18 protein-coding genes and 1 pseudogene are annotated in these 20,330 nt (G+C 70.8%); 5 read left to right on the top strand and 14 right to left on the bottom strand.

Annotation, left to right across the window (positions count from 1 at the left end; all coding sequences use genetic code 11):
- Positions 1-15 precede the first annotated feature (15 nt).
- From R2B38_RS48270 to R2B38_RS48240, 7 genes are all read right to left on the bottom strand, one after another.
- The gene (locus R2B38_RS48270; protein ID WP_318022552.1) at positions 16-1,155 is read right to left on the bottom strand and encodes an acyl-CoA dehydrogenase family protein; all 1,140 of its coding nucleotides are present in this window, start codon (positions 1,153-1,155) and stop codon (positions 16-18) included.
- The gene (locus tag R2B38_RS48265; RefSeq protein WP_318022551.1) at positions 1,152-2,123 is read right to left on the bottom strand and encodes an acyl-CoA dehydrogenase family protein; all 972 of its coding nucleotides are present in this window, start codon (positions 2,121-2,123) and stop codon (positions 1,152-1,154) included. Before R2B38_RS48265 ends, R2B38_RS48270 begins: the two co-directional genes overlap by 4 nt.
- 2 nt (positions 2,124-2,125) lie before the next feature.
- Entirely contained in the window at positions 2,126-2,926 is an 801-nt protein-coding gene (locus tag R2B38_RS48260; RefSeq protein WP_318022550.1) for an enoyl-CoA hydratase/isomerase family protein, read from the bottom strand.
- Positions 2,927-2,993: 67 nt separating this feature from the next.
- On the bottom strand, positions 2,994-3,809 hold the full coding sequence (locus tag R2B38_RS48255; protein ID WP_411978631.1) for a FadR/GntR family transcriptional regulator: 816 nt from the start codon (positions 3,807-3,809) through the stop codon (positions 2,994-2,996).
- 186 nt (positions 3,810-3,995) lie between these two features.
- A complete protein-coding gene (locus tag R2B38_RS48250; RefSeq protein WP_318022549.1) occupies positions 3,996-4,763 on the bottom strand; it encodes an SDR family NAD(P)-dependent oxidoreductase in 768 nt (255 codons plus the stop codon).
- A complete protein-coding gene (locus R2B38_RS48245) occupies positions 4,764-5,930 on the bottom strand; it encodes an acyl-CoA dehydrogenase family protein (protein WP_318022548.1) in 1,167 nt (388 codons plus the stop codon).
- 46 nt (positions 5,931-5,976) lie between these two features.
- Complete coding sequence (locus R2B38_RS48240; RefSeq protein ID WP_318022547.1) at positions 5,977-6,594, bottom strand: HAD-IA family hydrolase; 618 nt, start codon at positions 6,592-6,594, stop codon at positions 5,977-5,979.
- 119 nt (positions 6,595-6,713) lie between these two features.
- Between R2B38_RS48240 and R2B38_RS48235 the strand changes: the two genes are divergently transcribed.
- From R2B38_RS48235 to R2B38_RS48225, 3 genes are all read left to right on the top strand, one after another.
- The gene (locus R2B38_RS48235) at positions 6,714-7,094 is read left to right on the top strand and encodes a DoxX family protein (RefSeq protein ID WP_318022546.1); all 381 of its coding nucleotides are present in this window, start codon (positions 6,714-6,716) and stop codon (positions 7,092-7,094) included.
- Complete coding sequence (locus tag R2B38_RS48230) at positions 7,091-7,558, top strand: peroxiredoxin (RefSeq protein WP_318022545.1); 468 nt, start codon at positions 7,091-7,093, stop codon at positions 7,556-7,558. Before R2B38_RS48235 ends, R2B38_RS48230 begins: the two co-directional genes overlap by 4 nt.
- A 64-nt stretch (positions 7,559-7,622) precedes the next feature.
- Positions 7,623-9,959, top strand: coding sequence for a SpoIIE family protein phosphatase (locus R2B38_RS48225; RefSeq protein WP_318022544.1), 2,337 nt, complete (start codon positions 7,623-7,625; stop codon positions 9,957-9,959).
- 25 nt (positions 9,960-9,984) lie between these two features.
- Here R2B38_RS48225 and R2B38_RS48220 read toward each other — a convergent pair whose 3' ends face one another.
- Positions 9,985-10,419: a cupin domain-containing protein gene (locus R2B38_RS48220; RefSeq protein ID WP_318022543.1), complete on the bottom strand. Its 435-nt coding sequence runs from the start codon at positions 10,417-10,419 to the stop codon at positions 9,985-9,987.
- Between the two features lie 98 nt (positions 10,420-10,517).
- A complete protein-coding gene (locus tag R2B38_RS48215; RefSeq protein ID WP_318022542.1) occupies positions 10,518-11,348 on the bottom strand; it encodes an aldo/keto reductase in 831 nt (276 codons plus the stop codon).
- 175 nt (positions 11,349-11,523) lie between these two features.
- On the opposite strand from R2B38_RS48215, the pseudogene R2B38_RS48210 reads away from it, so the two are divergent.
- A pseudogene (locus R2B38_RS48210) lies at positions 11,524-12,503 on the top strand (TauD/TfdA dioxygenase family protein).
- Positions 12,504-12,511: 8 nt separating this feature from the next.
- Here R2B38_RS48210 and R2B38_RS48205 read toward each other — a convergent pair.
- Both R2B38_RS48205 and R2B38_RS48200 read right to left on the bottom strand, forming a co-directional pair.
- Positions 12,512-13,540, bottom strand: coding sequence for an LLM class flavin-dependent oxidoreductase (locus R2B38_RS48205; protein ID WP_318022541.1), 1,029 nt, complete (start codon positions 13,538-13,540; stop codon positions 12,512-12,514).
- A gap of 91 nt (positions 13,541-13,631) precedes the next feature.
- Complete coding sequence (locus R2B38_RS48200; protein WP_318022540.1) at positions 13,632-15,137, bottom strand: metallophosphoesterase family protein; 1,506 nt, start codon at positions 15,135-15,137, stop codon at positions 13,632-13,634.
- A gap of 88 nt (positions 15,138-15,225) precedes the next feature.
- Here R2B38_RS48200 and R2B38_RS48195 point away from each other — a divergent pair, with 88 nt between their 5' ends.
- Positions 15,226-17,514, top strand: coding sequence for a zinc-dependent metalloprotease (locus tag R2B38_RS48195; protein ID WP_318022539.1), 2,289 nt, complete (start codon positions 15,226-15,228; stop codon positions 17,512-17,514).
- 70 nt (positions 17,515-17,584) lie between these two features.
- Here the strand turns inward: R2B38_RS48195 and R2B38_RS48190 are convergent, their stop codons facing one another.
- The 3 genes from R2B38_RS48190 to R2B38_RS48180 form a co-directional block, all read right to left on the bottom strand.
- Complete coding sequence (locus R2B38_RS48190) at positions 17,585-18,658, bottom strand: MHYT domain-containing protein (protein ID WP_318022538.1); 1,074 nt, start codon at positions 18,656-18,658, stop codon at positions 17,585-17,587.
- 154 nt (positions 18,659-18,812) lie between these two features.
- Positions 18,813-18,995: an antitoxin gene (locus tag R2B38_RS48185; protein WP_019056963.1), complete on the bottom strand. Its 183-nt coding sequence runs from the start codon at positions 18,993-18,995 to the stop codon at positions 18,813-18,815.
- Between the two features lie 81 nt (positions 18,996-19,076).
- Positions 19,077-20,321 carry an MFS transporter gene (locus R2B38_RS48180; protein WP_318022537.1) on the bottom strand — a complete coding sequence of 415 codons (1,245 nt, stop codon included), beginning with the start codon at positions 20,319-20,321 and terminating at the stop codon, positions 19,077-19,079.
- Between the last annotated feature and the right edge of the window lie 9 nt (positions 20,322-20,330).

The raw sequence follows: 20,330 nt of genomic DNA, 5'->3' as shown, positions 1-20,330 counted from the left end.
CAGTTGGCTCCAGGGCTAACCGTTCGAGGGCAGATGCAGGATCCGCTTGGCGATGATGTTCCGCTGGATCTGGGAGGTGCCGCCGTAGACGGAGGCCGCACGGGAGTACAGGTAATCGCCGAACAACTCACCGCCCACTCCGGAGAGTTCGGCCGGGAACACCTCAAGTGCCGTGTCGTAGAGCCGCTGTTCGGTCCTCGTCATCAGCAGTTTGTCCACGGACGACTCCGGTCCCGCGACCTGCCCGGCGAGACGTTCGGCGGTACGGCGGCGGGCGTGCGCCACCAGCACCTCGTAGTCCACGACACACCGGCCGATCCGCGACAACAGCCCGTCGGGCAGGCTCCCTTGATGCTCGGCGGCGTGGCGCCGCAGCCGTTCGACGAGGAGCCCGTACTTCGAGATGTGCCCGGTGTCGAGGGCGTTGCGCTCGTACGACACCGTCGTCATCGCCAGCGCCCAGCCGACGCCCTCGACGCCGATGCGTTCGGACTCCTCGAGTCGGACGTCGTCCAGGAACAGCTCGCAGAACTCGTCGTCGCCGTTGGCCGCGCGCAGCGGCCGTACCGTCACGCCGGGTCGGTCCAGGGGCAGGACGAACGCCGAGATCGACTTGTGGGCCGGTACCGCGCGGTCCGTGCGAGCCAGCAGTAGACACAGGCCGGAGTACTGGGCGTAGCTCGTCCAGAGCTTCTGACCGCGCACGATGTAGAAGCCGTCGTGTCGCGCGGCGAAGGTGCTCATGCCCGCCAGATCCGAACCGGCACCCGGCTCGCTGAAGCCCTGGCACCACACCTCGTCACCGGCCAACATCGGCGGCAGGAACCGGAGTCGCTGCTCCTCCGAGCCGAACTCCAGGAGTGCGTGGGCGAGATAGCCGATCCGGGGGACGCCCGGGGCCCGGCAGGCGCCCAGTTCGTCGCTGATCGCGACCTGATGCAGCGCGGTCAGGCCCCGGCCGCCGTAGCGCTCCGGGACGTCGAGGCCGACCCAGCCGCCGGAGTGCAGCAAACGGTGCCAGCGGCGCAGGAAGACCGGTACCGGTTCGCCCGACTGCCGCTCGGGGAGCGGGTGTTCGGCCAGCCAGGCACGGAACTCCCGCCGCAGCCGGTCCAGGTCGGCCGGGTCGCCGAAGTCCAGCGGGGTGTCGGTCATCGCGTCACCTCCGGTACGGCCAGCGCGGCGAGCAGTTCGTCCGTCGTGGCGAGCAGCGTCGCGCCCAGGCGCACCTTGCGCAGATACAGGTGCGCGATGTGCTCCCACGTCTGGGCGATACCGCCGAACACCTGCGTTCCCGCGTAAACCGCCTCCAGCGCCGAGGAGTTGACCTCCGCCTTAGCGACACGTGCCGCCGTCAGGGCGCGCTCCGGCGGTTCGTTGTCGAGACACCAGGCCGCGTAGCGCGTGACGCTGGTGCACGCCTCCACCAGGACGGTCGCGTCCGCGAGGAGGTGCTGCACGGCCTGGAAGGAACCGATCGCCTGTCCGTACTGGCGGCGGAAACGGGCGTATTCGACCGCCTGCTCCACGAGTGAGCCCGCCGCGCCTACGAGTTCGGCGGTCACGACGACAAGTGCGTAGGACTGCCAGCGGAGTCGGTCGGGTGGGGCGAGACGCCCGACGGTCTCCACGGGGGCGTCGGGCGGCACCGCGCGCACTGAGCGCACGAGGTCCGCGCTCGGTGCCGCCGGGCCCAACTCGACCCGGGTGACCGTCCCTTCGGCGGTGACGCAGAGCGCGCTGTCGGCTCCCTCGCTGTCCCAGGCGACGAGATCTGTCGGCGTCTCTCCGGGGAGGCGGAGTTCGCGGGTGAGCGCGATGGTGGGCGTCCCGGGTGAGGTGTCGGCGCCGAGCAGGCGGAGCAACTCCGGGGCCAGCAGGACCGTGCCGAGCAGGGACGTCGTGAGCGGGTGGCGGCCGTGTTCCTCCGCGAGCAGTGCGCACTCCTGGGCGGTCGCCGCCGGGGGAGAGGTGCGCCGTAGATCCGCCAGACCCATGTCGTCCAGGGCCTGTTGGGCGGCTGTTCGGGTGGACGGTTTCACCTCGTCCGCGGATGTCACGCCGAACCGGGTCGCGAGTGAGCGGACCATGTCGCGGACCAGGACGAACTCCTCGCGGTCCACGCTCAGTTCTCCTCAGGGGGGTTGGCGCGTCGTTCGGCGCGGGCCGCGAGTTCGGTGATGATGCGGATGTGGTCCGGGCTGGTCATCGTGGCCCGCTCGGCCATCAACGCCGCTTCCATGCCGCCGCGTGACACCTGCTCGACGACTGCGGCGAGGGCCAGCTTGGTGGCGCGGAGGGCCTCGGCGGGCTGTGCCGCGAGGCGGTGGGCCAGGGTGAGTGCCTCGCGCATGAGGTCGTCGGGCGGGACCGTGCGGTTGGCGAGGCCGAGTTCGACCGCCTTGGGGGCGGGGATACGGTCGCCGGTGAAGAGGTACTCCTTCACGCGCAGCAGGCTGGTGAGCATCGGCCACAGGGTGACTCCGCCGTCGCCGGCCACCAGGCCCACCGAGATGTGCGGGTCCGCGAAGTAGGCGTCCTCGGCGATCAGCACCAGGTCGCAGGCCAGGGCGAGGCTGCAACCCAGGCCCACCGCAGGGCCGTTGACGGCGGCGATCACCGGCAGGGGGAAGCGGATCATCTCGGTCTGGATGGTGCGGTCGAGGCGGATCGACCGCTCCCGGAGCTCCGGGTCGGTGTGGTGCCGTAGGAGATGGTCGAAGTCGCCGCCGGCGCTGAACGCGCGGCCCGCGCCCGTGAGGACGACGGCTCGGGCCTTGGTGTCGTCCGCCAACTCGCGCCACACCTCCGACAGGCGACGGTGCAGTTCCTCGGACACGCCGTTCAGCCGGTCGGGGCGGTTCAGGGTGACGATGCGGACGTCTCCGTCGGCGGCCACGGTCAGCACGGGAGTCACCTTGCTCATACCGGGATGGTATTAAAGGTCAGACCGATACTGTCAATGGTGTTGCACGAAGAAGAGAATCACATTCTCACGTTCGGTCGGGTCGGTTCTCGGGATCTGTGAGCTCCACGCCGTCCCGGTGGTCCACCTCGGCGGCCGCGCGCGCGAAGCCGCACACATGGCGCGTCATCCGCCGCGTCGCCGCCTCGCTGTCGCGGTCCCGGATCGCTTCGGTGATCCGGGCGTGCGCGCGGGCGGTGAGCTTGCGGATGTCCGCGTCCATGAACTGCTCGATGTTGGTGGCCGCGTGGATCGACTGCGAGAGAGCACTCATGAACCCGATGAGAAGCTCGTTCTCGCCGGCCCGTGCCACCGCGTTGTGCCAGCGGATGTTGGCGCGCAGGAAGCGCTGGATGTCCTCGTCCGCCGAGACGAGGTCCGTGTGGGCGTCGTCCAGCTCCGCGAGGTCGGCGTCCGTGCGGCGCCTGGCCGCCAGTGCCGCGCACGCGGGCTCGATCGCCTCCCGGGTCTCGTGCAGGTCCTCCAGTCGGATGCGCTGCCCCCGGATCACCAACCGCACGGTGTTGGCGAGGGATTCGCGCCCCGGTCGGTGCACGAAGGCGCCGCCCCCACGCCCCGGCCTGATCTCCAGCAGCCGTTCGACCTCCAGGATGCGCAGCGCCTCGCGCACCGTCGCCCGGCTCAGGCCCGTCTGCTCGACCAGTTGCCGTTCCGGCGGAAGCGCGGTGCCCTCCGTGAACTCCCCGGAGAGAATCCGCTCCCGCACCTCCGCCGCCAGCACGTCCGACGCCTTCGGGACCGTGAGCGTGTCGAAGCGCGGCCGGGGCTCACCGGCCGTAGCGCGTCCCCGAAGGGTGCGGGAAGGGTGCTCGGCGCTCTGCACAGGTTCAGGCCTCTCGTCGCAGGCCGCGCTCTTCGGCCTCTTTGGCTGAACCATTCAACACAGCACGCGCGCCGCCTGTCACATCACCGTGCCGCGCACGAAGTACGGCGCCCGGCTCATCACCGCGCCGCACAGCCCGCACGGCCGCCGGCACATCACCGCGCCGTACGTCCCGCGCCCCGCCCCTCACATCACCATGCCGCCGTCCACCGGCAGGACCTGCCCGGTGATGAAGGACGCCGCGTCCGAGGCGAGGAACACGAAGCTGCCCGCGATCTCCGCCGGCTCGGCCCACCGGCCCAGCGGAATCCGGGCGAGCATCTGGGCCGCGAACTTCTCGTTGGTGCGGATGGTCTCCGTCATGGGCGTCGCGGCAAGCGGCGCAAGGGCGTTGACCAGGACCCGTCGCCGCGCCAGTTCGCGGGCCAGGGACTTCGTCAGGCCGATGATCCCGGCTTTCGCGGCCGAGTAGTTGACCTGTCCGAGCGTGCCGACGAGGCCCGCCGACGAGGTGACGTTGATGATCCGCCCCGTGCCGTCGTCCGGCAGGAACGGCAGCGCGGCCTGCGCGCAGTGGAACGTGCCCATCACATGGATGTCGAGGACGCGCCGGAACGCCTCCTCCTCCAGCTTGTCGAACATGGCCGGGGCGATGACCCCGGCGTTGTTCACGAGGATGTGCAGCGTCCCGTCGGCGAGCGCCGCCGCACGCGCCACCGCCGTATCGGCGGCGGACCGGTCCCGTACGTCGAGGGCGGCGATGTCCGCCGTGAGTCCCGCCGCGTTGATCTTCCCCGCGACGGCCGCGGCGGCCGACTCGTCGACGTCGGTCACCAGCACCGCGGCTCCCGCGCGCGCCAGCGCCTCGGCGACCGCGGAACCGATGCCGCCCCCGGCGCCGGTGACCAGCACCGACCGGCCCGTGAGGTCGAACAGCCCTGTGCTGTCGGTCATTCAGTAGCTCCTCGGGAGTCCCAGCGTGTGTGATCCCAGGTAGTTCAGGATCATTTCCTGACTGATCGGCGCGATGCGCATGAGGCGGGCCTCGCGGAAGTAGCGCGACACGCCGTACTCCTCGGAGTAACCCATGCCGCCGTGGGTCTGCAGGGCCCGGTCGGCGGCCGTGAACCCGGCGTCCGCGCACAGGTACTTGGCGGTGTTCGCCTCCCGCCCGCAGGGCCTGCCGTTGTCGTACAGCCAGGTCGCCTTGCGCAGCACGAGTTCGGCGGCGTCGAGGTGGGCCAGGGAGTCCGCGAGAGGGAACTGGATGCCCTGGTTCATGCCGATCGGGCGGTCGAAGACGACACGCTCCTTGGCGTACCGCACCGCCTTGTCGAGCGAGGCCCGGCCGATACCGAGGGCCTCCGCCGCGATCAGCATGCGTTCCGGGTTGAGACCGTCGAGGAGATGGCGGAAGCCCTGGCCCTCCTCGCCGACGCGGTCCTCGACCGGGATGCGCAGGTCGTCGATGAAGAGTTCGTTCGAGGTGACGGCGTTGCGGCCCATCTTCGTGATCGGGCGGATGTCGATGCGATCGCGGTCGATGTCCGTCAGGAACAGGGTCATCCCGTCGGTCTTCCTGGCGACCTCGTCGGCCTTGCTGGTGCGGGTCAGCAGCAGGATCTTCTCCGACTCCATCGCCTTGGAGATCCACACCTTGCGGCCGCTCGCGACGTAGTGGTCGCCGTCCCGTCGTGCGTACGTCGTGATGCTCGCGGTGTCGAGTCCCGCGCCGGGTTCGGTGACGCCGAAACAGACGTGCAGGTCGCCGGACGCGATGCGCGGGAGGGTGCGGCGCTTTAGCTCCTCGGAGCCGTGCACCACCACCGGATGCATGCCGAAGATGGACAGATGGATCGCGCTGGCCGCGTTCATGCCGCCGCCCGACCGCGCCACCTCTTCGAGCAGCAGGCTGGCCTCGGTGATGCCGAGGCCGTGGCCGCCGTAGGCCTCCGGGATCGTGATCCCGAGCCAGCCGCCGCCCGCGACGGTGTCGTAGAACTCCGTCGGGAACTCGTGCGCCTGGTCCTTCTCCATCCAGTACTGGTCGTCGAAGTCGCGCAGCAGTCCGGCGACGGACTTGCGGATCGTTTCCTGGTCCTCGGTCAGTTCAAAGTCCATGGAATGCGGACCCTTCTCCGGTTCCGGCTGCGAAACATATCAAAGGTCAGACCGAAACTGTAGGGTCCAGATGCGCGGCGATCCGCGCGACCGTGCCGGCGTTGTCCGCGAACAGATGCGCCCGCATCCCCGCGGCGCGGGCGGCCTCGACGTTGGCGGCGAAGTCGTCGACGAACAGGCAGTCGCCGGGCCGCACTCGGAGCCGGGCGCAGGTGATGGCGAAGGCCCGGGGGTCGGGCTTGCGGACGCCGGTCTCGTGCGAGTAGACGATCTCGTCGACCAGCCGGTCGAAGCCGTACGCCGCCGTCTCCAGCTCGCGGGCGCCCACGAAACTGTTGCTGAGAATGCCCAGCCGGCAGTGCGGGCGCAGCCCCGCCACGTAGTCGATGAGCTCGGTGTTCGGGGTGCCCAGGTACTCGTCCCACAGGTCCGCCAGGAAGGACTCGGTGTCCACCGGGCCGAGTCCGAGTCGGACGGCGACCTGCTCGCGCACCTCGTTCTCGGCGATGGTCCCGATCTCTCCGGCCTCCCAGACGTCGGCCAGCCGCTCGTCCGCCGTGCCCGGTGGGAGGTCGAGGCGCTCGTCCCAGCGGGTGAGCCAGCCGGTCCGGGGTGTGAGTTCCAGGACACCGCCGATGTCGAGGATCAGACAGCGCGCGTTCATGCGGGTTCCTCTCGTTCGTCTCCGCACGACCGTCGGGCCTCACCTTCGGACAAGGTCAACCGCCAGCGCCCTCTTACCGTGGAGTAACATCGCGCGGCAGGTCACCATGAGGAGGAACCGTGCCACGGTCCGAACGCTCGTCGCTGCTGCTCGCCGGTCTGCTGGCGACCGCGGGGGTCGCCCATCTCGCCTCGCCGAAACAGTTCGACGCGACGATCCCGCGCGCCCTGCCGGGGTCGCCCCGGACCTGGACGTACGCGAGCGGTGTCGTCGAACTGGCGCTGGCCGCCGGGATCGCGGTGCCGCGCACCCGGCGTACGGCCGCGCTGGCCGCGGCGGGTTTCTTCGTGGGCGTCTTCCCCGCCAACGTGAAGATGGCGCTGGACTGGCGGGACCGGCCGACCCCGCAGAAGGCGGCGGCCATCGGGCGTCTGCCGCTGCAGGTACCTCTCGTACTGTGGGCACGCAATGTCGCGAAGAATGGGGAGGGACGGTCATGACGGGACGCCTGAACGTCGGTGACAAGGTCGAGGACTTCACGCTGCCGGACGAGACCGGAGCCGAGCGCGGCCTCACGGAACTGCTCGCCGAGGGGCCGGTGGTGCTGTTCTTCTACCCGGCCGCCCTGTCCGCCGGGTGCACCGCCGAAGCCTGCCACTTCCGGGACCTGGCCGCCGAGTTCGCGGCGGTCGGCGCGCGGCCCGTCGGCATCAGCGGCGACTCCGTCGACAAGCAGCAGGAGTTCGCCGGGAAGCACTCCCTCGGTATGCCGCTGCTCTCGGACACCGACGGGACGATCCGGGAACTGTTCGGGGTGAAGCGCGGGTTCTCGCTCGCGCCCACCAAGCGGGCCACCTTCGTGATCGGCGAGGACCGCACGATCCTGGAGGTCGTCTCCAGCGAACTGCGGATGAACACCCACGCCGACCGCGCCCTCGCCGCCCTCCGCGCCCACCGGAAGTGACCCGGGGGTCACAAATGCCGTACCGCGGTTGTTGCCGCGCGGTATAGGGACCATCCTGGACGATATGGAGCAGGCCTCCGCCACGGCGGTCATCAATGCCCGAGGCATCGTGACGGGGTGGAGCGACGGTGCCCGGACACTGACGGGATACCCGGCCGAGGAAGCCGTGGGCCGGTCGGTGGCGGCACTGCTCGCCGAACCCCCCTCCACCACGGCCCTGGCCGCTCTCGCGGGCCCCTTGGTGCTACGGCACCGGGACGGAACCCCGCTCCCGCTCACGGTGAGGGCCTGCCCGGTACTCGGTGCGGACGGCGCACCGGACGGATACGTCCTTACCGCCGCACCCGTGACCGCGCCCTCTTTGGCGGAGCAGGCCTTCCAGCAGGCGTCGATGTCCTTGTCCGTCTTCGACACCGGGCAGCGCTACCTCCGTCTCAACGACGTCGCCTGCCGGGTGATGGGCGTTCCCGAGGACGTCCTGATCGGCCGGTTCTTCCCGGAGAGCGTCGAGGACGCCGAACACAGCCACAGCTTCCTGAACAACCTGCGCCTGGTCGCCGAGACGGGCAGACCCGTCCGCTACAACAGCTGGGCGGGCGCTCCGGCCCTGAACCGGGAGCATGCCTGGAGCATCGAGATGTGGCCCCTCAAGGACGACTCCGGTGGGGTGACCGGGGTCGCCCTCGCGGCGTTCGACAGCACCGAGCAGTACCTCGCGCAGCAGCGTCTTGCCCTTCTGAACGAGGCGGCCGCCGGCATCGGCACCACCCTCGACGTGGTCCGCACCGCCGAGGAACTCGTGGAGATCCTCGTGCCGCGCTACGCCGACTTCGCCAGCGTGGACCTGCTCCCTTGGGTGCTCGGCGCGGACGAACCACCGCCGTCCCCGGACGGCGAGATCGTGCTGCGGCGCGTCGCCCACGGCTCCGTGGTCGAGGGCACGCCGGGCGCGGCCGTACGCCTGGGGCAGACGGACGTCTACGAGCCTTCCTCGCCACCTGTGCGTGCCCTGCGCGAGGGACGGGCGGTGCGCAGCCAGGCGGGCGAACCCGACTTCGTGCGGTGGGTCGCGGACCGCAACGCCCGCTCTCCAGAGGGGATTCCGTACCGCAAGGGCGTCCACTCGATGATCGCGGTCCCGCTGAGGGCGCGAGGCACCACGCTCGGTGTCGCGGTGGGCGTCCGCATGGCCCACCCGGACGACTACGCGGCCGACGACGCCGTACTCGCCGAGGAGTTGGCCAGCCGGGCCGCCGTCTGCATCGACAACGCGCGCCGCTTCGCCCGCGAGCGCTCCACCGCGCTCGCCCTCCAACACAGCCTGCTGCCAAGGGACTTGCCCGGGCAGGCGGCCGTCGAAGTGGCCCACCGCTATCTGCCCTCGGGATCGCTCGCGGGCATCGGCGGCGACTGGTTCGACGTGATCCCGCTGTCCGGCAGCCGGGTCGCCCTGGTCGTCGGCGACGTCGTCGGCCACGGCATCCCGTCCTCGGCGACCATGGGCCGCCTCTGCACGGCCGTCCGCACCCTCGCCGACGTGGACCTGCCGCCCGACGAACTCCTCACCCACCTCGACGACCTGGTCACCCACCTCGCCACGGACGACACCGGCGACGAGGTCGCGGAACTCGGCGCAACCTGCCTCTACGCCGTCTACGACCCGGTCTCGCGCCGCCTCGCGATGGCCACCGCCGGACATCCACCGCCGGCCGTCGTCCTGCCCGACGGGACCGCGAGCCTCGTCCCCATGACCGCGGGACCACCGCTCGGCGTCGGCGGACTCCCTTTCGAGGCAGTGGAGTTGGAGCTGCCCGAGGGCGCCACCGTCGCCCTGTACACGGACGGCCTGATCGAGGACCGGGACCGCGACGTCGACCACGCCACCGCCGAACTGTGCCGCGCGCTCACCACGTCCGCCGAGTCGCTGGACGCGCTGTGCGACGCCGTGCTGAAGGCCGTGATGCCGGACGAGCCCAGCGACGACGTGGCCCTGCTGCTGGTGCGCACCCGGGCGCTGGGCGCCGACCGCGTCGCCACCTGGGACATCGAACCCGACCCCGCGCACGTGGCCGGGGCCCGGCAGGCCGCCACCGAGCAACTCACCGCGTGGGGACTGGACGAGGAGGCCTTCGTCACCGAACTCGTCGTCAGCGAACTCGTCACCAACGCCATCCGCTACGGCGAACCGCCCATCCAGCTCCGCCTGATCCGCGACCGCGCCCTCATCTGCGAGGTCTCCGACGCCAGTTCCACCTCGCCGCACCTGCGGCGCGCCCACGCCTACGACGAGGGTGGACGCGGACTGCTCCTCGTCGCGCAGCTCACCCAGCGCTGGGGCAGCCGGCAGACCGGCAGCGGCAAGACCATCTGGGCGGAACAGCCGCTGCCGCCACCGGACTGACCGGACAACTCGCTTACCGGACCGCCTACTCGAAGGGGCAGCCCGGGTTGGGCGCGTCCTCCGAGAACGGTGATCCGTGCGGCAGGACGTACAGCACGTCGAGGACGACAGGCGTGTTCCCCAGGTTGCGGCCGATGTGCACGTTGCCCGAACCGGCCGGCTCCTGGATGGGGCTGCCCGCCCGGTACACGCCGTCGGAGGCGCAACTGGAGTTGAAGTGGCTGAGCGTGCCCTGCTTGACGACGCCGTACAGCGGACCGTCGTGGTAGTGCCAGCCCGTGGCCTGGCCGGGCGGAATGGTGATCTCGCGCAGGGTGTAGTCGGTGTCGCCGATCGTGGTCTGGCTGATCAGCGTGGCGGTCACTCCGGGGCCTGCCGGAGTCGCCTGGGCAGTGCCGCCGACCAGCAGAGCGGCGGCGGCCACCGACCCGGTCACGGCGGTACGGAACGCGGTGCGCATACGAGAACCTTCCGGTGAGATCGTGAAACTCCGCCGTGAACATAGAGGCAGGGAAGGCGAGTTGGGGGCGGAAACACGCAAGTTCCACCCCGGGACTCTCAGAATTCCTCGTGCGTCTCCGGGTCCCCGCCCAGCCGCTGCGGCGCGTGGCCGGAGATGGCGGCCAGTTGGGCCGGGCCGAGCTCGAAGCCGAAGATGTCGAGGTTCGCGCGCTGCCGGCCGGGGTCCGCCGACTTGGGGATCGGGACGGCCCCGAGCTGCGTGTGCCAGCGCAGCACCACCTGGCCGGGCGTCACCCCGAACGCTTCGGCGACGGTGACGACGGCGGGGTCGTTCAACAGCTCGGAACCGCGCCCGAGAGGACTCCAGCTCTCGGTGAGAACACCCTTCTCGGTGTCGAAAGCGCGCAGTTCGTCCTGCGGGAACAGCGGGTGCAACTCGATCTGGTTGACCGAGGGCAGGACGCCGGTCTCCTTCTCCAGTTGCTCGATGTGCCCGGGCGTGAAGTTGGAGACGCCGATCGACCGGACGAGACCCTCCTCGCGGAGCTTGATCATCGCCTTCCAGGAATCGACGAACCTGCCGACGCGGGGCAGCGGCCAGTGGATCAGATACAGATCCACGTACTCCACGCCGAGCCGCGCCCGGGACTCCTCGAAGGAAGCGAGGGTCTCCTCGTAGCCGTGGTGGCGGCCCGGCAGCTTCGTCGTCACCACGATCTCCTCGCGCGGCACACCGCTGCGGGCGATGCCCCGGCCGACGCCGGTCTCGTTGCGGTAGTTCGTCGCCGTGTCCACCAGGCTATAGCCCATGCGCAACGCACCGTCGACAGCCGTCTCGGCCGTCGCGTCGTCCATCGGCCAGGTGCCCAGACCGATGGCGGGGATCTTCGTACCGTCGTTGAGCGTGTGCGTCGGGATGCTGATCACGGTCGGACCTTCCCTTGACTGTGCGGTACAGCCAGTATGGGCGCCCCGGACCTCTGTCGCCCCGCGCGGGGATCGCTGGCACGATCTTCCTTGGAACCCCTACGACCTGGGTACGACCCGGTGGGGAGGACCTGGTGCGGACGACCGGCCGGGCACGTACGACGACGGAGCGGGCATGACGACGGACAGCAGCGGAACGACGGCGGACGAGAGGGCGCGGGTGGACGGCATGGAGGTGCGGCCGGCCTCCGGGCACATCGGGGCCGAGATCACCGGTGTCGACCTGGCCGGTGAACTCGACGACGCCGTGGTCGCCGCGATCCGGGCGGCGGTGCTGCGCTGGAAGGTCGTGTTCTTCCGGGACCAACGGCTCGATCACACCGGGCATGTGGCGTTCGCGCGCCGGTTCGGGGAACCCGTCGTGCTCGGACGGCGCGGCGGCGCGTCTCCGGCCGGCTTCCCCGAGGTCGAAACGACCGCCGACCGGCTGGAGTTGGGCGGCCGGTTCGGCATGGAGCACGAGGAGTGGCTGGAGCGGCGCAGGCACACACTCCTGCGCGGCTGGCACTGCGACCACGGCGCCCGCGTCGACCCGCCCGCCGCGACGATCCTGCGCGCGGAGACCGTCCCGCCGTACGGCGGCGACACCACCTGGTCCAATCTGGCCGCCGCGTACGCCGGACTCTCGCAGCCGGTAAGGGAGTTCGTGGACGGGCTGCGGGCCGAGCACCGGCTCGGCGTCGGCTATCAGCCGCGCCCCGGCGACGACGCGTACGTCCGTCACCTCCTGGACCACCAGGTCGCCTCGGTGCACCCGCTGGTGAGGGTGCACCCCGAGACGGGGGAGCGGGTGCTGTTCGTCAACGGCTACTACCTGGAGCAGATCACCGACGTCTCCCGTGCGGAGAGCGCCGCGATCCTGGAGATGCTGCTCGCGCAGGCGACCCGGCCCGAGTACACGGTGCGGTTCCGCTGGGAGCCGGGCAGCGTGGCCTTCTGGGACAACCGGGCCACCATCCACCTCGCCCCGGCGACAACGCCCACCTCGGCTTCCCGCGCACCATGCACCGCGTGATGCTCACCGGCGACATACCGGTCGGCGTCGACGGCAAGCCCTCGGACCCGATCGTCGGCACCGAGCCCGGCCGCTGGTGACACCGAGGTCAGACGGCGGGCTTCCACCCCAGCGCCGGTCCCAGCTTCGTCGCCATGTCCGTGAGGATCTGCACGTAGTCCTCGTGCTCGAAGGTGAACGGCAGCGCGAACGCCACCTCGTCGATCTCCCTGAACGCGGCGTGCGCGTGCAGGAGTTCGGCGATCTCCTCCGAGGTGCCGACGATGTCCGGCGCGAACATCAGCCGGGCCGGACCCTGCGGTGACGTCGTACGGGGAGTGCGCTTGCGGACGAACTCCCCGTACTTCGCGCGCTGTTCGGGGGACGCGGAGTCGGTCGGGATGACCACCAGCCCCTGGGAGACCCGGGCGGCATCGCCGTCGGGGTGGTGGGCGCGGAACGTACGGACGTGGGAGAGCTGGATCTCGGCGAAGTCCCTTGACTCGTCCGGGCCTTCGGCCTTGACGACGCTGCTCGTCAAGAAGTTCATGCCGTGCTCGCCCGCCCACTTCGCCGAGCCGGTGCTGCCGCCGCCGTACCAGAGGCGACGCCCGAGACCGGGGGAGTGCGGCTGCACCCGGTCGGAGAACACCTCGAAGCCCTCGACCCCGCTGAAGTCGGTGGCCGGTTCGCCCCGCACGAAGTCCAGCAGCCGGCGCACCCGCTCGTAGCTGAAGTCCTCGCCGTCGGCCGTGTCGGGGTACAGCGCCTCCTTGAGCTGGTCGAAGTGCATCGGCGGGCCCACGCTCACGCCCGGGTTGATACGGCCCCCGGACAGGATGTCGACGGTCGCCAGGTCCTCCGCCAGCCGCAGCGGGTTCTCCCAGCCGAGCGGGATCACCGCCGTGCCCAGTTCGATACGGCTGGTGCGCTGCGAGGCCGCCGCCATGACCGCGACGGGGGAGGAGATGCCGTACTGGAGATGGCGGTGGCGCAGCCAGGCGCTGTCGAAGCCGAGGCGCTCGCCCAGTTCGATGATCTCCAGCGTCGACTCGTGGCCCCGGCGCGGATCGGCCTCCTCGAAGAGGCCGATCGTGAGGAAGCCCAGCTTCCGCAGCGGGCGTGAGGTGGGCGGCACGGGCTCCTCCGGCGGTCGTACGTCAGTTCTGTTCTGTCCCGATTGTGACAGGTGAACATTGCGGGCGTGTGATCGCTTCACGGGTCTGTGATCAGTGCAGCGGGATGGTGATCTCGTCCTCGACCGGCGGGTCGATCTCCTGGGCGCGATTGCCCGTGGCCGCGAAACAGCGCAGCCGGACCGCCTCCGGGGTGACGTCCAGCCGCAGGAAGCACTTGAAGAACGGCGGGCTGTACGTCACCGAGCTGGGCGAGAAGAGCTGCGTGTAGATCTTGCGCACCGGGAGGCGGAAGCGCGAGCGGCGGTCGGGACGGCTCCCGGCGCCCAGCAGGCTCGCGACCAGGCGGACGCGGCGGGTGACGCGGACGGGCGGGCCCGGAGTGCGGGTCGGCGGGATGCCGAGGCGCTCGCAGATCACGGCCGACGCCTGGGCCTCGGTCAGGGTGAAGAAGCGGCGCAGGTGCAGGCGGCGCCCGTACAGCCTGCTGTAGAAGGCGAGGGAGTCGCCGCGCAGCGGGTAGCAGCGGAAGTCCCGCTCGGTCACGTTCGCGATGTCGACGCGCGGCACGGTGTGGGTCGCGTGCATGAACGCGCCGCCACCGCCCGAGACCACGTACTGGAGCGTACGGCCGTCCGCCAACTGGACCGGATAGCGCTGGTAGTTGTGGATGTCACCGCCGATCGCGGCGACGAAGTGGTGGGCCGGGTCGCTGACGATGTCGTCGACCGTGCCACCGCCCTCGATGGCGCACGGGTGGTGCTCGCCGTCCACGTACAGCGGCGAACCGGTGATGAGGATCTTCGGCGTGGACCCCTTCGACACCTCGCGCAGCCAGGCGCCCTGTTCGGCGTCGATCGTGCCCAACAGGCCCGTGTCGATACCGATGATGCGCACCGGTCCCGCGTCGATCGCCCAGTACGGGCCCGGCTGCACGGCCTGTTGGTCCGGCGAGGAGCGCAACTGCCGTGCCTTGTCCAGGTGTTCGCCGTCCGACGGACGCGGGTGGTGCCACAGCAGCGCACGCCACCAGGCACGCGTCAGCGGGCGCGGCGCCTTCGGTGCGGGCAGCGCGGGCGCGTCGTCGCAGAAGACGCGCATGAAACCGCCGAGGCCCTCGTACCAGTCGTGGTTGCCGGGTATCGCGTAGATCGGCGCCGGATAGGCCTGGTACGGGCGGAAGAACTTCGTCTCGTAGTCGTCCGCGGTGCCGACGGGGTAGATGACGTCACTGGCGACGACCGCGAACGCCGTTTCCTGACTGACCTTCAGAAAGCCTGGCACGACGGCGTATTGGGGATCGTCGCCCTCGCCCGTGTCGCCGATGACCATGAACGAGAAGGTGTCGGGATCGTCGCGCCGGATCACCTTGTCGGCGGGTGCTCCGGCAGCCGCGCGCTGCGCCACCCAACGGCCGCGGGTGTCACCGGTCGGGTCCCCGAACCACGACGCCAACACGCCGTTGCGAGCGGCCCACAGCGTCTTCGGGCTGAGCCACGAGACCTTCTCGACGTGGGACGGCATGAGCTGCTGATACGCGCCGCGCTCCGCGGTGCCCCAACCGGCGCCTTCGGGAGTATCGCGTGAAGATTCAGACACCGGGGAACCGTAACAACGAGCCGACGCGGTACGAGAGGCAGGGGCCTGGCAACATCAACTCGACGTTGCTCAACCGAAAGGCCCCCGCATGCCCGGCGAAGCCGACTTCATCGATCTGATCCCCGACCCCGAACTCCGTTCGGACCGGCTGCTGTTGGGCGTCCGCCACTTCGACGAACCCTTCCTCGTCACCGTCTCGCTCTCCCAGGGCCTCGGCTCCAGCGACCTCTGGCTGGACCGGGGCAGGGCGGGGAAGGCGCGGCTGGCGGAGTTCCGCCGGGTCGGCGACCGGGTCCTGTTCGCCGTACGCAACAAGCACTTCCTCACCTCCGGTGACGAGGCCGCGGTCCGGGCAGGGGAGGAGTCGTTCGCGCTGTCCGTGGTGTGGAGCGGACCAGTGCTGCGCGAGGAGAACGGTGCGGCGGTCGTCGACGCGACCGGGCTGGTCCTCGCCGACCACGACCTGATCGCCGAGCATCTGCACGCGTTCGAGCAGGGCGACTACACGGTCGACGCGTCCACGAGCCTCCCGCTGGTCGCCGACAGCCGCACCGGACCAGCCGCCGTCCGGCTGCCCGCGCTGCTCACCTTCCGCGGACCCGGCCGGGGCCAGGCGGTCCGGGCCGTCGCCGCCGACCCACGCGCCCTCACCGTCGTCCAGCAGCTGAACCTGCTGCGCCTGCCCGCGTCCCCGCTGCCGGCACGCCGCTACCACCCCGCCTCGGGCGGCTACGGCATCGGCTACGCCGACCACGGCCTCGTCGGCCGGGCGAGCACCCAGGTCAAGCTCCAGCCCCGGTTCCGCGCGGAACCCGGCGGCGGCCCGATCGTCTTCCAGATCGACCCGGCCGTCCCCGAACCCTTCCGCTCGGCGGTTGTCGAGGGCGGCAACTGGTGGCAGCAGGCCTTCGCCCGGATCGGACTCCCCGATGTCTACCGGGTCGAGCCCGCCGGTGACGGCTTCGACCCGTACGACCCCGACGTCAACGGCGTGGTCTGGGTGCACCGGGCGGGCCGCGGCTGGTCCCTCGGGCAGGGCCTGACCGACCCGCGCACCGGCGAGATCCTGCACGCCCGGGTACGGCTCGGCTCCCAGCGCGTCGAACAGGTCCGCGCGCTCGGCGAGTCCCTCCTCGCACCCTACGGCCGCCCGGACGAGGCCGAACGACTCGCCGCCGTCGAGGAGTTGGTGCTCGCGCGGCTGCGCCAGCTCGCCGCGCACGAGATCGGCCACGCGCTCGGCTTCATGCACAACTTCGCCAGTACGCGGCACCCCGAGCCGTCCGTCATGGACTACCCGCACGCGCGGATCGGCGTCACGGAGAAGGGCGACCTCGACCTGTCCGCCGCGTACGGCACGGGACTCGGGCCGTGGGACCACTTCCTGGTCGCGCACGCCTACGGCCGGTTCGGCGAAGGCGCGGAGGAGACCGCGCTCGCCCAACTGCGCGCGGAGGCAGCCGAGTCGGGCCTGACCTACCTCTCCGACGAGGACGCCCAGGGCCCGCACGCCGCGCACGCCGACGCCGTGACCTGGGTCAGCGGGCCGGACGCCCTCCAGGCGCTGGAGACGATGCTGCGGGTCCGTCGTATCGCGCTGGACGGCTTCTCGCGCGGGGTGCTGCCGCCCGACCGGCAGACCGGCGAACTGGAGGAACGGGCCGTCCTGTTGCACCTCCTGCACCGGCACGAGGTGACGGCCGTGTCCCGGCTGGTGGGCGGGGTGCGCTACGCGTACGGCCTCGCCGGAGAGGAAGGCCGAGGCGCGCAGGCCGTCGACGCGGCCACCCAGCACACGGCGCTCGGTCGACTCGCCGAACTGCTGAGTGCCGAGCAACTCGCCCTGCCCAGCTCGGTGTTGGACACCCTCACCCCGCCCGCGATCCGCTACGGCCGCACGGAGCAGTACCTCGACACCGGCGCCGGGCGGATCTTCGACCCCTTCGAGGCCGTACGGGTCGCGACCGCACTGGTCACGGAGCAGCTGCTGGACCCGGCCCGGCTCAACCGGGTGGCCTGGCAGCACGCCGCCGACCCCGAGGTGCCCGGCGTCACCGACCTCGTCGACGCCCTCCTCGCCACGACCTGGCTCCGTACCGAACCGGTACCCGCCGAACTGCCCGGCGGGGCCGCCGTACAGCACGCGGCGGACTGGACGCTCCTGAACCACCTGCTGACCCTGCTCGACGACACGGATCTCCACGCGCCGGTACGCATGACCCTGCGCGGCGCCGTCCGACGGCTCGGGGCGGAACTGCGGTGCCAGGCCGACGAACAGGCGCGTGAGGCGGCCGAGTTGATCCGGGCGTTCTTCGCCGACGCCGGCTCGGTGCGGGTCGATCCACTGCCCCGGGTGCCGCCGGGCGCACCCAACTGAGGCTGCCGTAGGGATGCTTGGCCGCTGCGGCAGCGGGTGGCTCAAGTCGGGCCGTGGCGGGGGGCGTTGGTCACCACTCCCCGGGGCGCTGCGGGGAGCCGTGCGGATCCGGACGGCCGCGTGCGGGAGTAGCCGGGGTGTTGTAGGCGTCGCGGGGCTTCGGCGGCGACGGGATCGCGGGGCTGCCGTACGAGGTCGGTCGGTTCGGCGTCGGGGTGGCGGGGTTCTTGCGGGTGTACCGGCTTCGGCTCCGGCGGCTGCCCGGTGGGGCGGGAGGGCTTTCGTACCCGGCCGGCCGGCCGACTGCCGGGCGGTCCGCCGTGTCGAAGAGGGAATCGGGGCGCGTGGCGGGCTGCTTGCCGCCGGTGTCCGGGCCGACCGGGTGGCGGGCGAAGGAACGGTCCCAGTCGCCCTCGCCCATCACCAGCAGCGGGTCGAACATCACGACGACCCCGGCCAGCAGCAGGAAGATCGCCGGTCCCAACAGCATGGGAAGCAGGATGGAGTTGGCGGAGTCGCCCGTCCACGCGCCGCCGGTGCCGTGCAGATGGACGCTCACGGCGGCCATGCCCGTGTAGTGCATCCCGGAGACGGCCACGCCCATCACCAGGCTGGCGCCCAGGCTCGCCAGGAAGCCGCGGATGGAGACGGCCGCCCACAGGGCCGCCGTCGCGGCGACGATCGCGATCACCACGGAGAGCACGACCGTGCTGGTCCGGTACTCGATGTCGCCGTTCAACTTCAGGGCCGCCATGCCCAGATAGTGCATGGCGGCGACTCCTAACCCGGTGATGACGCCGGCCGCGGAGAGTGTGCCGGCGGTCGCGCCGCGGTAGCCCACGGCGAAGACGCCGATGCCGACCACGACGATGGCCACGGCCAGACTCAGCACCGTGAGGCCGACGTCGTAGCCGATCCGGGTCTCCTCGACCTGGAAGCCCATCATCGCGATGAAGTGCATCGTCCAGATGCCGCTGCCGATCGACGTCGCGCCGAGCGCGAGCCAACCCGCTTTCCATGACTGCTTGTTGTGCAGGGACCGCACCACGCAGCGCAGTCCCAGAGCCCCTCCCAGGCAGGCCATGAGATAGGCCGCCACCGGGGTCACCGCACCGTAGCGGAACCCGTCGATCGTGCCTTGCATGAGCCAACTCCCCCCAGAGTTGTGGCTTCTTGTGGGGGGAGTATGTATGGATCGGGCCCGGGGCGCGCAACCCTTTCACATCAGCAGTCGATTAACTCTGTGCTTTCCGGGGTGCACTTGGGTCGCATCGAGGTCGATACGGGGACAGAAGCGGTCAGGGCTGTTGCGGCTTCTCGCGGTCGATGAAGTCGTTGGCCTTGTCCTGGGCCATGTCGACCTGCTTGGCGTGCTTGCCGCCCGTGCGCTTGTCGACCATGTCTCCCGCCCGTTCCACGCCTTGCTTGGCCTGGTCGGGGTGCTGGCCCAGCATTCCCTTGACCTTGTCCATGAACGACATGGCTGTCCTCCTTCGGACGTGCGTTGGCCCTCCCAGCATCCCCCGGCTTTCCGTATGCCGCATTTCGGGTGAATCCCGGGTTCAGGCGCGTACAAGAGGCTCGACCCCGTCGGTGTCGCGGGCCTCCCGCGTGCGGGACCCGGCGAGCAGGAGCGCCTGGAGGACCGCGCCGGACAGGCCCACCCACAGGGCGAACCGGTAGCCCACCCGGTCGGCGAGGAGACCGCCCACAGGTGCGCCGATCGCGACCATGCCCCAGTTGAACGAGCGGATCGTGGCGTTCATCCGTCCCCGCAGCCGCTCGGGCGTGACCGCCTGCCGGTAGCTCATCTCGACCGGGCTCGAGAGCGAGATGGCGCCGGACACCACGAAGAAGGCCGACGACACCGAGACCAGGGCCCACGGTCCCCGCTGGGCGAGGACCAGCGGCAGCCAGCCGACGGCGGCGACGAGACGGCCCGCGATCAGGACGGCGCCGACGCTGAATCTCCGCGCCGCGCGTGCGGAGAACGCGCCGCCGAGCACTCCACCGAGGCCCGCGCAGGCATACGTAACGCCCAGGCCGAAGTCCCCGATCCTGAGGTCGCGCAGCGCGAAGACCACGAAGACCGTACTGACGACGGTGTTGAAGAGGAGCATCAGGTGCGAGGTCAGCGCGATGGACGCCAGGGTGCGATGGCGGTAGACCCAGGCCGTCCCCTCGCGCAGTTCACCGAGCAGACTGCGCCGCCCGCCCCGATCGGGAACGGGGTCGTGGGCGCGTACCGAGGTGAGCAGCAGGCCGGACACCAGATAGCTGACGGCGTCGACGAGCACGGCGAGCGGCGCGCCGACCAGCCTGATCAGCACTCCGGCGATCAACGGCCCCGTCGACCCGGCCACCGCGTCGGCCTGCCCCACCCGGGCGTAGCCCGCGTTGAGGAGTTCCTTGGGCACCAGCTGCGGGACGTAGGAGTGGTTGGCCGCGTCGAAGAACAGGCAGAGCACCCCGAAGGCGAAGACACACGCGCACAGCGCGGCGACGCTGAGCCGGTCCAGCGCGTACAGCAGCGGGATCGCGCCGAGGAGGACGGCCCTGCCGAGGTCCATGGCCACCATGACCGGCTTGCGCCGACAGCGGTCCACCAGCACCCCGGCCACGAGCCCGAAGAGCAGATACGGCGCCCAGCGGGCCGCGTTGACCAGACCCACCTCCGTGGCGGACGCGCTCAGCGTGACGGCGGTGAGGATCTGCAGCGCCAGCCCGGTGATCTGGGAGCCGAACGACGAGATCGCGGAGGCGGTCCAGAAGCGTACGTACCCAGGGACGTCGACCAGGCGCGGCATGATCGGATG

The organism is Streptomyces sp. N50 (assembly GCF_033335955.1).
Classification (GTDB): Bacteria; Actinomycetota; Actinomycetes; order Streptomycetales; family Streptomycetaceae; genus Streptomyces.
Note: the sequence above shows the minus strand (reverse complement) of the source record. Positions and strands in the feature narration are given on the sequence as shown.

Coding starts and splice junctions, on each gene's coding strand:
- R2B38_RS48180 (WP_318022537.1), bottom strand. CDS start 20,321: ATGCCGCGCCTGGTCGACGTCCCTGGGTACGTACGCTTCTGGACCGCC.
- R2B38_RS48185 (WP_019056963.1), bottom strand. CDS start 18,995: ATGTCGTTCATGGACAAGGTCAAGGGAATGCTGGGCCAGCACCCCGAC.
- R2B38_RS48250 (WP_318022549.1), bottom strand. CDS start 4,763: ATGACCGACAGCACAGGGCTGTTCGACCTCACGGGCCGGTCGGTGCTG.
- R2B38_RS48225 (WP_318022544.1), top strand. CDS start 7,623: ATGGAGCAGGCCTCCGCCACGGCGGTCATCAATGCCCGAGGCATCGTG.
- R2B38_RS48220 (WP_318022543.1), bottom strand. CDS start 10,419: ATGCGCACCGCGTTCCGTACCGCCGTGACCGGGTCGGTGGCCGCCGCC.
- R2B38_RS48230 (WP_318022545.1), top strand. CDS start 7,091: ATGACGGGACGCCTGAACGTCGGTGACAAGGTCGAGGACTTCACGCTG.
- R2B38_RS48195 (WP_318022539.1), top strand. CDS start 15,226: ATGCCCGGCGAAGCCGACTTCATCGATCTGATCCCCGACCCCGAACTC.
- R2B38_RS48270 (WP_318022552.1), bottom strand. CDS start 1,155: ATGACCGACACCCCGCTGGACTTCGGCGACCCGGCCGACCTGGACCGG.
- R2B38_RS48245 (WP_318022548.1), bottom strand. CDS start 5,930: ATGGACTTTGAACTGACCGAGGACCAGGAAACGATCCGCAAGTCCGTC.
- R2B38_RS48240 (WP_318022547.1), bottom strand. CDS start 6,594: ATGAACGCGCGCTGTCTGATCCTCGACATCGGCGGTGTCCTGGAACTC.
- R2B38_RS48260 (WP_318022550.1), bottom strand. CDS start 2,926: ATGAGCAAGGTGACTCCCGTGCTGACCGTGGCCGCCGACGGAGACGTC.
- R2B38_RS48190 (WP_318022538.1), bottom strand. CDS start 18,658: ATGCAAGGCACGATCGACGGGTTCCGCTACGGTGCGGTGACCCCGGTG.